Annotated in this window: 14 protein-coding genes; 12 read left to right on the top strand and 2 right to left on the bottom strand. The window is 66.5% G+C overall.

Annotated features, from left to right (window positions below):
- Positions 1-27: 27 nt before the first annotated feature.
- The 7 genes from ACQP0C_RS25245 to ACQP0C_RS25215 all read left to right on the top strand — a co-directional run bounded on the left by ACQP0C_RS25245 (position 28) and on the right by ACQP0C_RS25215 (position 6465).
- The gene (locus ACQP0C_RS25245; RefSeq protein ID WP_433723717.1) at positions 28-816 is read left to right on the top strand and encodes a glucose 1-dehydrogenase; all 789 of its coding nucleotides are present in this window, start codon (positions 28-30) and stop codon (positions 814-816) included.
- Between the two features lie 10 nt (positions 817-826).
- A complete protein-coding gene (locus tag ACQP0C_RS25240; RefSeq protein ID WP_433723715.1) occupies positions 827-1768 on the top strand; it encodes an alpha/beta hydrolase in 942 nt (313 codons plus the stop codon).
- Entirely contained in the window at positions 1765-2160 is a 396-nt protein-coding gene (locus ACQP0C_RS25235) for a VOC family protein (RefSeq protein ID WP_433723713.1), read from the top strand. Before ACQP0C_RS25240 ends, ACQP0C_RS25235 begins: the two co-directional genes overlap by 4 nt.
- A gap of 103 nt (positions 2161-2263) precedes the next feature.
- A complete protein-coding gene (locus ACQP0C_RS25230; protein WP_433723711.1) occupies positions 2264-2779 on the top strand; it encodes a hypothetical protein in 516 nt (171 codons plus the stop codon).
- A gap of 109 nt (positions 2780-2888) precedes the next feature.
- Entirely contained in the window at positions 2889-3305 is a 417-nt protein-coding gene (locus ACQP0C_RS25225) for a nuclear transport factor 2 family protein (RefSeq protein WP_433723709.1), read from the top strand.
- A gap of 86 nt (positions 3306-3391) precedes the next feature.
- Positions 3392-5473: a TRAP transporter permease gene (locus tag ACQP0C_RS25220; RefSeq protein WP_433723707.1), complete on the top strand. Its 2082-nt coding sequence runs from the start codon at positions 3392-3394 to the stop codon at positions 5471-5473.
- Complete coding sequence (locus ACQP0C_RS25215; RefSeq protein WP_433723705.1) at positions 5470-6465, top strand: TAXI family TRAP transporter solute-binding subunit; 996 nt, start codon at positions 5470-5472, stop codon at positions 6463-6465. Before ACQP0C_RS25220 ends, ACQP0C_RS25215 begins: the two co-directional genes overlap by 4 nt.
- Before the next feature lie 6 nt (positions 6466-6471).
- Here the strand turns inward: ACQP0C_RS25215 and ACQP0C_RS25210 are convergent, their stop codons facing one another.
- Positions 6472-7338 (bottom strand): helix-turn-helix domain-containing protein, encoded by an 867-nt coding sequence (locus ACQP0C_RS25210; protein WP_433723703.1) that lies wholly within the window; start codon positions 7336-7338, stop codon positions 6472-6474.
- A 91-nt stretch (positions 7339-7429) separates the two neighbouring features.
- Between ACQP0C_RS25210 and ACQP0C_RS25205 the strand changes: the two genes are divergently transcribed.
- The 3 genes from ACQP0C_RS25205 (at position 7430) to ACQP0C_RS25195 (ending at position 10933) form a co-directional block, all read left to right on the top strand.
- Positions 7430-8224: an SDR family oxidoreductase gene (locus ACQP0C_RS25205; RefSeq protein ID WP_433723701.1), complete on the top strand. Its 795-nt coding sequence runs from the start codon at positions 7430-7432 to the stop codon at positions 8222-8224.
- A complete protein-coding gene (locus ACQP0C_RS25200; RefSeq protein WP_433723699.1) occupies positions 8221-9297 on the top strand; it encodes an NAD(P)H-dependent amine dehydrogenase family protein in 1077 nt (358 codons plus the stop codon). The genes ACQP0C_RS25205 and ACQP0C_RS25200 overlap by 4 nt, the downstream gene beginning before the upstream one ends.
- Positions 9298-9574: 277 nt before the next feature.
- Complete coding sequence (locus ACQP0C_RS25195) at positions 9575-10933, top strand: cytochrome P450 (RefSeq protein WP_433723697.1); 1359 nt, start codon at positions 9575-9577, stop codon at positions 10931-10933.
- Between the two features lie 525 nt (positions 10934-11458).
- Here ACQP0C_RS25195 and ACQP0C_RS25190 read toward each other — a convergent pair.
- Complete coding sequence (locus tag ACQP0C_RS25190; RefSeq protein ID WP_433723695.1) at positions 11459-12289, bottom strand: alpha/beta fold hydrolase; 831 nt, start codon at positions 12287-12289, stop codon at positions 11459-11461.
- Positions 12290-12352: 63 nt separating this feature from the next.
- Here ACQP0C_RS25190 and ACQP0C_RS25185 point away from each other — a divergent pair, with 63 nt between their 5' ends.
- Together ACQP0C_RS25185 and ACQP0C_RS25180 are read left to right on the top strand one after the other, a co-directional pair.
- Positions 12353-12895, top strand: coding sequence for a helix-turn-helix domain-containing protein (locus ACQP0C_RS25185; RefSeq protein WP_433723693.1), 543 nt, complete (start codon positions 12353-12355; stop codon positions 12893-12895).
- Between the two features lie 68 nt (positions 12896-12963).
- Entirely contained in the window at positions 12964-13272 is a 309-nt protein-coding gene (locus ACQP0C_RS25180; protein ID WP_433723691.1) for a putative quinol monooxygenase, read from the top strand.
- Positions 13273-13283: the final 11 nt, after the last annotated feature.

Here is a 13283-nt window from a genome sequence, read left to right as displayed (position 1 = left end):
ACAACTGAATTGGCTGAGGAGCAGACAATGATCGATCTGACCGACAAGGTAGCGCTGATCACCGGCGCCGCGCGGGGACAGGGTGCCGAGGAGGCTCGGCGGTTCGCCGCGGCGGGTGCCAGCGTGGTACTGACCGACGTGCTCGAAACCGACGGCAAGGCCGTTGCCGAATCCATCGGTGCCGCCGCGCGTTTCGTGCGCCATGACGTGAGCAGTGCCGACGACTGGGCGGCCGCGGTGCGGACCGCGGTGTCCGATTTCGGCAAGCTCGATGTGCTGGTGAACAATGCGGCGATCTACACGACGAAGGCTCTCACCGAGACCACGGTCGAGGAGCTGGAACGCATTCTGCGGATCAACCTGGTCGGCGCGTTCATCGGCATGCAGTCGGTCGTAGGTCCGATGGTGGCGGCGGGCGGCGGTTCGATCGTCAACATCTCATCGCAAGCCGGATTGCAAGGATTGATGGGGCATTCCGCCTACGGTGCGTCGAAATGGGCGCTGCGTGGGCTGACGAAGACGGCGGCGCTGGAGCTCGGCCCGGTGGGGATCCGGGTCAATTCGGTGCATCCCGGCCCCATCGCCACCCCGATGATCGGCCATCTCGGCCTCGGCACCGGGCCGGGTAGCTTCCCCGCGCTGCCGCTGGGACGGGTCGGCCTGCCATCCGAGGTGGCGGATCTGGTGGCTTTCCTGGCCTCCGATGCCGCGGCGTTCATCACCGGTGCGGAGTTGGCCATCGACGGCGGATTGTCCGCGGGACAGTTCATTCCGCCCGGCTCGATGCCGCCGGTCGGCGCCACGGGCGAGCAGTGAGGTACCGGCGATGCCGCTGAAACCCGAGGCGCGAGTGATCGTCGAGGCCGCTTCGGCATCGTTCCCGGCATTGGGTACCGAGGTGCTCGATGCGGCACAGGCGCGCCGGATCCTCGCCGCTCGCGCGGCGGCTCCGGTACAGCCTGTGCCGGTCGACCATGTCGACGAGCGGATGGTGCCGGGGCCCGCCGGGGCGTCGCCGGTGCGGGTTCGCCTGTATCGGCCCGCGGGCACCTCGTTGCCAGTTGTGGTCTTCTTTCACGGCGGCGGGTTCGTGATCTGCGGTCTGGACAGTCACGATCAGCTGTGCCGGGCCATGAGCAACGGTGTCGGCGCGATCGTGGTGTCGGTGGATTATCGGCAGGCGCCGGAACATCGATTCCCGGCCGCGGCCGAGGATGCCTACGCGGTGCTGGAATGGGTTGCCGCCCAGGCGAGTACGTTCGGTGGGGATCCGGACCGGATCGCGGTCGCCGGGGACAGCTCGGGCGGGAACCTGGCCGCGGTGACGGCGCTCATGGCCCGCGATCGCAACGGGCCCGATATCGTCCACCAGTTGCTGGTCTATCCGATGTTGGATCCGGCGCGTGACACCGCGTCCTACCGGGACAATGCCAACGGGTACTTCGTCACCGATGACCATCTGCGGTGGTACTGGGAGCAATATCTCGGATCCGACGGCGATGCGGCCGACCCCTACGCGGCACCGCCGCGCGCCACCGACCTCGCCGGGCTGCCGCCCGCCTATGTCATTACCGCCGAATTCGATCCGCTGCGGGACGAGGGCGAGGAGTACGGAGCCCGACTTCGTGCGGCCGGGGTCGAGACCATGGTGATCCGCTACGACGGCCAGTTCCACGGCTTCTTCACCATGGCCGACAACCTGCCCGATGCGAAAGAAGCCACCGCCCAAGCGTTTTCCGCACTCCGCCGGGCATTGGAGGTCCGATGAGCGCACCATCGCGCAGCGATTCGACGAAAGGTGGGACCGTCGAACGACTCGGCACGATTTTCCCCGCCGACAATCTCACCGCCGCCATCGATCTGCTCACCGCCGTATTGGGTACCACCGCGACATTCGTCGACGGTGACCGGTGGGCGCAGTTCGATATCGGTCCGACCCGAGTCATGCTCGCGGGTGCCGATGAGCGTGATATCCCATCCCTTGCGGTCAAAGTAGGCGATCTGGACGCCACCCTCGCTCGCCTGCGGGCCGTCGGATTTCCGGCCGACGAGCCGGTGACCGGGCCGCACGAACGTCGCACCTCGGTCCGCCCGTCGCCCGAATCACCGTGGGCGATAGTCCTTTACGAACCGGCGCCCGCGAATCGTCCGGCTGGATAGCCGCGTATCGCCCGGGCCGTGTGGCTCAGCTAACTTCGCACCCCACCCTCCATACGCTACCGTATGGGAAGCGTTCCATACGGGACCGAATGGAGGTTGGATCGTGGTTCGAAACATCCATCAGCGGGAGTACCCGGTGCCCGCGGAGCAGGTCGGCGCACTGCTCGCCAAGGCCGCCGAACCGGACAGTCCGGTGTGGCCGCCCGGCTGGCCCGCGCTGGTGCTCGACCGGCCACTCGGTGTCGGGGCCGACGGCGGCCACGGGCTCATTCGGTATCGGTGTACCGAGTGGGTGCCGGGTCGCCGCGTGCAGTTCACCCTCGCGCCCGGGTCGTTCCTCACCGGCACACACACCTTCGACGTGCTGGATGGCAAGTGGCCGGATAGCAGCATCCTGCGCCACGAGATCGACGGCCGCCTGCACGGAATCGGCTACATCCTCTGGCCGGTCGCGATCCGCTGGATACACGACGCGATGATCGAGGCAATCCTCGATAGAACCGCCGTCTCGCTGGGGCACCCGCCGGTCACCCCGGCCCGTCCGTCGCGGTGGGTCACCTTCCTGCGCAAGGTCATGTCCCGCCGCGCGACCGCCGCGCTCGCTGATTCGGCCGCGTAAGCGCGCGCAATCCGTTCAGCAGCAGGGGCGGCAGCCGGTCCGCCTGGGCGCCCGGGGCAGTGTGTCCTGGGCGGCCCAGGCGATGGCGCCCACGCAGTACAGTCGTCACATGGCACTGTCGGCGCAGGACCGCATCGAGATCGGCGACCTGATCGCACTGCACGGTCACCTCATGGACGCGGGTGAGCTGGACCGGATGGACGAGCTGTTCACCGCCGGAATCACCTACGACCTCACGGATTTCGGATCGGGGGAGCTGCGCGGGATTCCGGCGCTGCGGGAGGCGGCGGTCGCACTCGGTGACGGGAATCCGGTCGGACACCACATTACGAATGTGGTCATCACCGAGACCGACGGCGCGGTTCGGGTGCGGTCGAAGGGGATCGGGATCTACGCCGACGGGAGCAGCCGCAGCGTGGAATACGACGATACGGTCGTGCGCGAGGCGGCTGGCTGGCGCATCTCCTATCGCCGGGTGATCCTGCACGGGACACCGCTCGGTGGTCGCGTGACCAAGTCTGCCTAGGTCGAAAAACCTACGCCAGCTGTGTTTTATCGGCGACATATTTGTTAGCCGTATGCGGACGGTCGCGCGTTGATATCGTCGCGCCCATGTCGGACACACGGGACGCTCATCTCGAAGCCGAGCCTCCCGCCGACCATCAGGTGGGGGCGGCTGATGCCGGGGTGCCCGGACCGGATCCCGAGCACCGGGCACTGCCGGACAAGATCGAGGTCGACGACGAGGAACGGCCCGCGCGGGTATTGCGTGGGTGGGCCGAGCGGGTCGTGGCGACGGCCGCCTTCGCGGTCGCGCTGCTGGTGCTGTGGCAGGTGTTCCGGCCGTTGGCACAGGGCAGCCAGTACTACCTGGTGATCTTCCTGTCCGGGACGCTGCCGGTGGTGTTCCTGGCCTATCGGTCCGGGCTGCGCTGGCTCGAGCGCGGTGCCGGTCCGGGGCCGGTCGATTGGCTGCTGGCCCTGGTCGCGCTGCTGGTATGCCTGTATCCGGTGCTGCCGATGGCGATAGGGTCCGGTGGCGGCGGTTATAACGCGTTCCTGGATCGGCAGGGCCTGTTCGATCCGGTCGATATCGGCATGGGCACGGTGCTGTTGGTGTTGGTACTGGAGGCCTGTCGGCGCACCACCGGCTGGGTATTGCCCGCGGTGTGCCTGGTCTTCATCGCCTACGGCTACTACGGGGGCTACCTGCCACAGCAGTGGACCGTCGCGCACGCCGGACTCGATTTCGGGCAGATCGTCGATGCGCTGTACAACTCGGGCAGCGGGTTCTACGGCACACCACTGGATGTTGCGGCCAGCTATATCGTGCTGTTCACCCTCTACGGTGCGGTACTCGAATTCTCCGGCGCGGCACAGTTCTTCGTCGATCTGTCGGTCGCGGCATTCCGGCGCTCGCGCGGTGCCGCCGGACGCACCACGGTCGCCTCGGGATTCCTGCTCGGCACCGTCTCCGGATCGGGCACCGCGACCGCGGTGACGGTCGGCGCCGTCACCTGGCCGATCCTGCGCCGCGCCGGATATCCACCGGAACAGGCGGCGGGGGTACTCGCCGCGGCGGGTGTCGGCGCGATCCTGTCGCCGCCGACACTGGGCGTCGCCGCGTTCATCGTCGCCGAATACCTCGACGTCTCCTATGTCACGGTGCTGGGCTGGGCGATGATCCCAACGCTGCTGTACTACCTCGGGATTCTGCTCGCGGTCGAGATCGATGCGCGGCGGCTCGGCACCGAGCAGATCGAGATCAGTGTCGGCTCGGTATGGCGGCTGCTGGCCCGATTCGGTTACCACTTCCTGTCTTTGATCGCGATCGTGGTGCTGCTGCTGATCGGCGTGAGCGCCGCAAAGGCCGTCATATACGCCACCGCACTGGCATTCGTGCTCGCCTTCCTCGATTCGCGCGTTCGTGCCCGGGCGCGCTCACCGCGCCAGATCTTCCACATGCTCGGCAGCGGTGTGCGTTCGGCGCTGCCGGTCGTCGCGGTGTGCACTTCGGCGGGGGTGATCACCGCGATCGCCACCAAGACCGGACTCGGCGCGCAGTTGGCCTCGGTGCTGGTGAGTGCGGGAAAGGCGGTGTCGGACAACCACACCGTGGTGCTGGCGTGCACCGTGGTGCTCGCCGCGATCGCACTCGCGCTGCTCGGGCTGGCGGTGCCAGTGACCGCGTCGTTCATTATCGGCTGGGCGATCATCGGTCCGGCACTGCTCGCGCTGGATGTGTCGGCGCCCGCCGCGGCGATGTTCGTCTTCTACTACTCGGTGCTGTCGGAGGTGACGCCCCCGACCGCGCTGGCCGCGGTGGGCGCGGCGGCGATCACCGGGGCGCGTGCGGTGCCGACGATGTGGCAGGCGCTGAAGTACGCGCTGCCCGCCTTCCTGGTGCCGATCGTCTTCGTGCTCAGCGGACCCGGTGCATATCTGCTCGGGCACGGGCCGGTGCTCGGTGTGCTGTGGACGACGATCGTGGCCGGTATCGGCGTGGCGGCGCTGGCCGTGGCGACCGGCGGCTGGATGCTCGGCATCGGCCCGGCCGGGGTGGCGGCCCGGCTGCTCGCCGGTCTGGCCGGTCTGGCCCTGTTGTACCTGGAGCCCGGCGCACTCGTCGTCGGTCTGGTCGCGCTGACCGCGGCCGTCGGGGTCACTCTGCTCTCCCGAAGGAGGACGACTTGAGAAGAGCTGCCATAGGATTCGCCGTTGCCGTGGTGGCGGCCGGATTGCTGGCCGGATGTGGGGGACGCCGCGACACGCCGCAGTCCGATAGCGGTGGCGCGGTCACCTGTGAGGTGAAGGACGACACCCGCGTCGGCATCGCGACGGGCAATTCCACCGGCGTGTACTTCGCGCTCGGCAACGCGTACGCCGAACAGATCTCGCAGGCCACCGGCGGCAAGGTCAAGGCGACCGCCGCCGAAACCGGTGCGTCGGTGCAGAACATCCAGCAGTTGGTCGCGGGCACCTATCAGGTCGCGTTCGCACTCGCCGATACCGCCGCCGACGCGGTCATGGGCAACGCCGGTTTCGACGGCAAAAAGCAACCGGTGCAGGCGCTTTCGCGGCTCTACCCGAATTACACCCAGGTGATCGTGCGCACCGGCGCCGAGATCGAATCGGTCGCCGATCTGCGTGGCAAACGGGTCTCCACCGGCTCGCCGAAGTCCGGTACCGAGGTGATCGCCCAGCGCGTACTGCAGGCGGCGGGGCTGAATCCGGACACCGATATCTCGGCCCAGCGTTTGGATCTCACCAAAACGGTGGACGGTATGAAGGACGGCTCCATCGACGCCATGTTCTTCTCCGGCGGCCTGCCCACGCCCGGCATTACCGACCTGTTGACCTCGACCAAGGGCAAGGTGCGCTTCCTCGATATCGCCGATCTCACCGGCAGTATGCACGCGGTGAATCCGGTCTACGAGGAGGGCGCGATTCCGGCCACCGTCTACGGCCTGACCGCCGATGTGAAGACCATTGTCGTGCCGAATCTGCTGCTGGTGCGTGAGGATCTCGACGCGAATCTGGCCTGTGTGCTCACCAAGACCCTCTTCGATCGCAAATCCCAACTGGAACAGGCTAATTCGGCCGCGAAAGGGATCAGCCGCGATACCGCGACGATCACCGCGCCGGTCGTGTTGCACCGTGGGGCGGCACATGCGCTGACGAAGTGACCGTGCTCAGGTCGCCAGCGCTCCCGTCAGTGCGCGGGCGGTGTCGACGGTGGCGGCGATGAATGCATCGCGTTCGGGCTTGGTCGTCGATGCGCGCAACGGCCCCAACTGGACCTCGTAGGCCGCCACCCCTGCGGCGTCGAAAACCGGTGCCGCGAGATAGCTCAGCGGCAGCGCGGCCTCGGAATCGAGTTCGGCTCTGGTGAACGGTCGCGAGGTGAGAAATGCGAGGCGGCGCAGGGCCCTGGTGCGCAGGTGCGGCTGCACGAGTTCGGTGCCCATGGCGCCGAGGAGGTCGGCGAGGAGTTCGACCGTGCCCGCATCGTCGGTGCGCGGGCGGAACAGGGCAACGCCGCGGTCGCGAACGAGGGTGAGCAGGCCGCTCGCGATGCGGCGGTCCGCGTCGGGCGCGGTGGCCAGCCAGGTGTTCTGTTCGGTGGCCGAACGCCACGGCATCACACTGGCCCCGGCCGGAAACTGCAGTGGGATGCGATGGCCGACCGGGATTCCGGGGACGACGCGTTCGGGCCCGTGCCGCACATCGAGGACCGTGAGGTGCTCGGGCTCGATCCGGCTGAGGGTCGCGCCGTAGCCGGTGCGGACGGTGAGTTCGGTGAGGATATCGCCGAGCGCGCGCGGTAGCGCCGGGCCGTGCAGATTCGCCAGCGCCGGGCCCAGGCCGTAGCCGCGGTTCGGATCGCGCAGCACCCAGCCCGCCGAATCCAGTTCGGCGAGAATCGCGGTCGCGGTGGCGCGGGCGATATCGAGGCGGTCCGCGATGCCCGCGACGCTGATCGGCTCCGGGGTCGCGGCGAGCAGCGACACGATATCGATGACGCGGCGGGTCGGCGGGGACGGGGACCGGTCGGACATGGACAACCTCTTGTGCGGTTCGGTGGAGCGGTTCTACGATGACGAATATTACGACAAGCAGTGTCGAATATTCGACAGTTGTGGAGTGCGCATGATTCTGGACAGATTCCGAATCGACGGACAGGTCGCCGTCGTCACCGGCGCGGGGCGCGGGCTCGGCGCGGCGATCGCGGTGGCCTTCGCGGAAGCGGGCGCGGATGTCGTCATCGCCTCCCGCACCAAGAGTCAGCTGGACGAGGTCGCCGAACAGGTGGCGGCCGCGGGCCGGCAGGCCCATGTGGTGCCCGCGGATCTGAGTGATATCGAGGCGACCGCCGGGCTGGCCGACGCGGCCGTCGAACGCTTCGGACGGCTCGATATCGTGGTCAACAATGTCGGCGGCGCGTTGCCGTGCCCATTGCTCGACACCACGCCGGACGCGCTGGTGCAGGCGTTCAACTTCAATGTGACCAATGCGCACGCACTGGTGCGTGCCGCCGTGCCGAAGATTCTCGAAACCGCCGGTGGCGGTTCGATTCTCAATATCACCTCGACCATGGGCCGCCTGCCCGGCCGCGCGTTCGTCTCCTATGGAACGGCGAAAGCGGCGTTGGCCCACTACACCCGCCTGGCGGCAATGGATCTGAATCCGCGCATCCGGGTCAATGCCATCGCACCGGGCTCGATTCTGACCTCCGCGCTGGAGATCGTGGCGAGCAACGATGCCATGCGCACGGAGCTGGAGGCGAAGACGCCGCTGCACAGCATCGGCGAACCCGAGGATATCGCCGCTGCCGCACTGTATTTGGTGTCGCCGGCCGGAAAGTACGTCACCGGCAAGGTGCTCGAACCCGACGGCGGTCTGATCGCGCCCAATCTCGACCTGCCACTTCCGGATCTGTCATGACCTACCGCGTAGTCCAATGGGGCACCGGCAATGTCGGCGGCCACGCACTGGCCGGTGTGATCGCGAATCCGGACCTGGAATTGACCGGGGTCTGGGTATCGGGTCCGAAGAAGGACGGGCTGGACGCGGGAACCATCGCCGGACTGGATCATCCGGTCGGTGTGACGGCGACGACCGATACCGAGGCGATCCTGGCGTCGAAACCCGATTGCGTCGTGTATTGCTCGATGACCGACAACCGTCTGCTGGAGGCGGTCGAGGATCTGCGCAGGCTGCTCAGTGCCGGAATCAATGTCGTCGCGTGCGCGCCGGTGTTCTTCCAGTACCCCTACGGCGTGCTGCCGGATGAGCTGCTGAAGCCGATCCAAGAGGCTGCGGCGCAAGGGAATTCGTCGCTGTGGGTCAATGGCATCGATCCGGGCTTCGCCAATGATCTGCTACCGCTGGCGCTGGCTGGCACCTGTCTGCGCATCGACCAGCTGCGGTGTCTGGAGATCGTCGACTATGCCAGCTACGACAACCGTGAGGTCATGTTCGACATCATGGGTTTCGGCAGACCGCTCGACGAGATCCCGATGTTGTTGCAGCCCGGGGTGTTATCGCTGGCCTGGGGCGGCACCGTGCGCCAACTCGCCGCGGGCATCGGCGTCACCCTCGACGCCGTCACCCAGACCTACGAACGTATTCCCGCGCCGGATTCCTTCGATATCGCCACCGGCCATATCGCCGAAGGAACCGCGGCCGCACTGCGTTTCGAGGTGCGCGGCATGGTCGGAGATCAGGTCGTGACGGTACTCGAACACGTCACGCGCCTGCGCCCCGACCTGTGCCCGGACTGGCCGCAACCCGCCCACCACGAGGGCTCCTACCGCGTCGAGATCACCGGCGAACCCAGCTACGCCATGGACCTGGTCACCTCCAGCCGCAATGGCGACCACAACCACGCGACGCTGTTGGCCACAGCCATGCGCATCGTCAACGCGGTCCCAGCGGTCGTCCAGGCCCCGGCGGGCATCCTCACCGCACTGGACCTGCCCTTGATCACCGCCCCCGCAACCCGCCCACCCGCATAGCCCGGTGCTCCACCTCCCAGACGGGGCCCCATAGGGGCGCGGACCAACCCGAACCCGACGTCAACAGATTCTTCGAATCCGCTGCATTTCGAACTGTTTCGGCGCTGCTGACGGCAACCACGTCAGGCCCAGGTGTTGACGCGGTCGACAAGGTAGTGCTGGCCTCGGGGCGCAGGGATCCCGAGCTGGCAAATGTGGTTCGGCCGAATCGTAGACAGTCGTTTCGGGCGGATTTGCCAACCGTGGCGAGTTCTGCGCGCTCGGCTTTACTTGGTGCGTGACGTCTATCGCTACCAGTGTCCGTGCGTTGCCGCCGATGGTCTCTGGCCGCCTCCGCAACACCAAACGCTTTCTCACCGACCCTATTACGTTCCTCTCCGACGCCAGGTCCCAGCACGGTGACGTGTTTCGGTTCCAGCTGATGAACGGGGTCATGGTCGGCGTTACGCATCCCCACCACATCAAGTACATCCTGCAGGAACGCATGGTGAACTTCACCCGCGAGACCGAGATGTACGACATCCTGGAGCTTTTCGCGGGCCGCGGGCTGGCGACCATCGCCGACCACGACAAGTGGCGATATAACCGGCGCCTCGTGCAACCCGCCTTTCACCACAAGAAGATCAACGCGCTCAGCGAGATCATGGTGGCCGAGATCGACGCCATGTGCGACGAATGGGTCGAACACGCCCGAGCCGGCCGAACGATCGATGTCGGCGAACAGATGAGCCACCTCACATTGCGGGTCGTGGTGCGGGCTCTGTTCGGGATGGATCCGCAGGGACCAGAGGTGACCGGTTTCTCCAACGCGACACAGCGGGTGAACGATGAGCTGGGAAGGTTCATCCGGATGCCGTTGGTCCCCTTGCGGTTTCCGACTCCGAGCCACCGCCGCTTCTGGCGGGCGATCGGCGAGATGGATGCCATCGTCTACGCGGTGATCGACCAGCTCCGCGACAACGACAACGACGGATTGCTGGCCATGCTCATGAACGCCACCGACGCTGATACCGGCAAGAACTTCACCGACAAAGAGCTGCGCGACGAAGTCGTCACCATGCTCTTCGCCGGTCACGAAACCAGCGCCTCGGCTCTGACATCGGCCATTCTGCTCCTGCAACTGCATCCGGAGGTACATGAGCGGCTGCGCGACGAAGTCGACACAGCGCTGCCCGGCGATCACGCCACCATGACCGACCTGCCCGCGTTGGCCTACAACAAGCAGGTGATAGAGGAGGTATTGCGGCTGATGCCACCGGCGTGGATGGGACAACGCCGCGCCCGCGAGGACGATGAGATCGGGGGTCGCCTCATCCCGGCAGGCACTCCGGTGATGTTCAGTTACTATCACGCACACCGCAATCCCGAGGTTTGGGAGCTGCCGGACACCTTCGACCCGGACCGCTTCGCAGCCAACGCGGTCGCCGGTCGTGACCGCAACATCTACCTGCCCTTCGGTGCGGGTGGACACCTCTGCATCGGCAACGCGTTCGCGATGATGGAAATGCAACTCGCGTTGTCGACCATCATGCGGCGGTTCGAGTTGACCATCGAGAAACCGAACCCCACTCCGGCCACGGCAATCACCCTCAACGCCAAGTTCCCGCTGATCGCCTCCCTGACCGAACGCAGATAGCGCCGCTCCCGCGTGCCCCTACTGAGTTCTGTCTCGAAGTGGTGCGGGCGGGCCCTCGGCCCGCCTACCCGGCGACCTCACCCACACACCAACGCGGGCAACAACTTCCAACGAACACATCAAGGGGTGGCACCGAAAACGGTGCCGCCCCTCACTTCACATCGGAACACTCCCTAGGAGACTGGTGTTGTTCGTGCGAAGGGCCTTCGGTACCTGCGCACAAGAGCTCAGCAGTGCTCTTCGATGAACAGTATCCGCCGATCATGGTGAGTACGGAACTCGTGCGCCAGGAAACGGCTGGTTGACCAGTCTCCGCCAGGACCCATGTAGTTGTTTTTGACCTTGCTCCAAAACGCGGATCTTTCGGAGTCCGCGAGGCGGCGCGGGTGTGTGCCACCGCATTCGCCGAGTATGACGGCGGCACTGGGATCCCAGCTTCCTATCGCTGGGAATCCGCGGAGTACTCGGCCTTCGGGCATGACATCTCGGGCTTGGTCGGGTTGCGTCATGACTGTTCCTGCAATGCTAGGCGTTCACGAGTCGGCGAATCGCGTCGGCGACTTGTTCGGGTTGTTCGGCGGGGATGATGTGCTCGGAGACGGCGTCCTCGTACTGCGCGCCGACCTGTTCGGCGTATCGGCGTTGGTATTCGCGCATGAGGTCGAGATTGCGGGCCTGGTAGCGGGCGGCGTGCATCGCCGAGATGACGATCACGCCGGATTTCGGCGGTTCCGGTGGGCGGCGGCGGAATTCGTCGATCGCCGCCGCGACGGCCGCTATTTCGTGCCGGGTGGTAGTGAGCCCGGCGGGGGTGAAGTCCTCGGCCAGCATGGTCGCGTAGCTGTCGGCGGGGAACTTGCGCCCGTAGGAGCTGGTCAGTATCCGCATGAGCGGCGGGACGTGGCTCAATGCCTGCTGCGCGGCGAGGATGCGGTCGGTCTTCTTGGCGGTCGGCTCCCAATTGTCGTAATTCGGTGCGGCTTCCGGTGTCGGGTCGATGAGGACGAGCCCGGCGGGCGACAGCGTTTCCGCGGCGCGGCGCACGATCAGCCCACCCATGCTGTGCCCCACCAGGATCACTTGCCCGGTCGCGACCGCCTGGACCAGCGCCACCAGGGTGGCAGCCATGTCGTCGATGGTCTGCGGCTCGGCGGGGCGGCCGCTGCGGCCGCGCCCGGCCCGGTCGTAGGCGACGGTATGCGCGATGTCCCCCAGTAACGGTACGACCCGATCCCAGAGGGTCCGGCTGGCGCCTCCACCGGATTCGAACACCACCCAGGTTTCCCCGGTGCCGGACTCTTCGACGTAGATCTCGGTGCCGTTCAGCATCATTCGACGCCCAGCAACATTCCGCATCGCGGTCATCCTCCCAACTAGTACCAACTTTGGGAACGATACCAAATGTGGGATAGTTGCGATATGGATCCGATCGAGTTGCTGCTCCACCCGGTGCGATTGCGCATCATCCACGTACTGTCCGGCGGCCGGTTGCGCACCGCTGGCGAGTTGTGCGACCGCATGCCCGATGTGCCCCGGACCAGCGTCTACCGGCAGCTCGGCCTGCTCACCGAGGGCGGAATGCTCGAGGTCGGAGATGAGCGGCGCGTGCGCGGCGCGGTGGAACGCTCCTACCGATTGCGACCCGACCGCCCGACCATCTCCCCCGAGGCGAGCAGCGCGATGACCCCCGACGATCACCGACAAGGGTTCGCGGCGGCCATGGCCGTCCTGATCGCCGAGTTCAATGCCTACCTCGATCGAGCCGACGCCGACCCCGTCGCCGACGCGGTCGGCTACCGCCAAGCAACGCTCTGGCTCAGCCCCGAGGAGCTCGACGCCATGCGCACCGGCTTCCTCGACCTCGTCGCGCCCCTCGCGGCGAATCAGCCAGGGCCAGGCCGCAGACCGTACCTGATCAGCCCGATCCTTTTCCCTGGCGAGAAACCAGAATCGCCGAGCTGACCGCACGTTCGCCGCATCCGGGACGCCGACAGCTTCAGGAGTCTCGGGCCCCGGCATACGGTGGGCCAATGTTTGCACTCGTTGTGAAGTTCGACTTGTTCGACGTCGACAAGGCGGCAGCCTTCGACCAGCTCGTCGCCGAGACCGTCGAGAGCATCACCGAAAACGAACCCGGCACGCTGGTCTACGCAACCAACACCGTTGACGGTGAACCGCTCTCGCGGATCTTCTATGAGGTGTACCGCGACCGCGATGCGTTCGAGGAGCATGAGCGGCAGCCGCACACCCGGCAGTTCCTGGACAAGCGCAGCGAGTACGTCGCGTCATTCCGCGTCGAGTTCCTGGCCCCGGCCGTCGCAAAGGGCCTGCCCGCCTAGAGTCATGCGCG

It is taken from the genome of Nocardia sp. CA-129566 (genome assembly GCF_050956075.1).
Classification (GTDB): domain Bacteria; phylum Actinomycetota; class Actinomycetes; order Mycobacteriales; family Mycobacteriaceae; genus Nocardia.
The sequence above is the reverse complement of the archived record's forward strand: the minus strand, read 5'-3'. Positions and strand labels throughout refer to the sequence as shown.

What these genes read in the sequence shown, in the direction of transcription:
- ACQP0C_RS25245 (WP_433723717.1), top strand. Translation starts at nt 28, where the DNA reads ATGATCGATCTGACCGACAAGGTAGCGCTGATCACCGGCGCCGCGCGG.
- ACQP0C_RS25240 (WP_433723715.1), top strand. Translation starts at nt 827, where the DNA reads ATGCCGCTGAAACCCGAGGCGCGAGTGATCGTCGAGGCCGCTTCGGCA.
- ACQP0C_RS25235 (WP_433723713.1), top strand. Translation starts at nt 1,765, where the DNA reads ATGAGCGCACCATCGCGCAGCGATTCGACGAAAGGTGGGACCGTCGAA.
- ACQP0C_RS25225 (WP_433723709.1), top strand. Translation starts at nt 2,889, where the DNA reads ATGGCACTGTCGGCGCAGGACCGCATCGAGATCGGCGACCTGATCGCA.
- ACQP0C_RS25220 (WP_433723707.1), top strand. Translation starts at nt 3,392, where the DNA reads ATGTCGGACACACGGGACGCTCATCTCGAAGCCGAGCCTCCCGCCGAC.
- ACQP0C_RS25210 (WP_433723703.1), bottom strand. Translation starts at nt 7,338, where the DNA reads ATGTCCGACCGGTCCCCGTCCCCGCCGACCCGCCGCGTCATCGATATC.
- ACQP0C_RS25205 (WP_433723701.1), top strand. Translation starts at nt 7,430, where the DNA reads ATGATTCTGGACAGATTCCGAATCGACGGACAGGTCGCCGTCGTCACC.
- ACQP0C_RS25200 (WP_433723699.1), top strand. Translation starts at nt 8,221, where the DNA reads ATGACCTACCGCGTAGTCCAATGGGGCACCGGCAATGTCGGCGGCCAC.
- ACQP0C_RS25190 (WP_433723695.1), bottom strand. Translation starts at nt 12,289, where the DNA reads ATGCGGAATGTTGCTGGGCGTCGAATGATGCTGAACGGCACCGAGATC.
- ACQP0C_RS25185 (WP_433723693.1), top strand. Translation starts at nt 12,353, where the DNA reads ATGGATCCGATCGAGTTGCTGCTCCACCCGGTGCGATTGCGCATCATC.
- ACQP0C_RS25180 (WP_433723691.1), top strand. Translation starts at nt 12,964, where the DNA reads ATGTTTGCACTCGTTGTGAAGTTCGACTTGTTCGACGTCGACAAGGCG.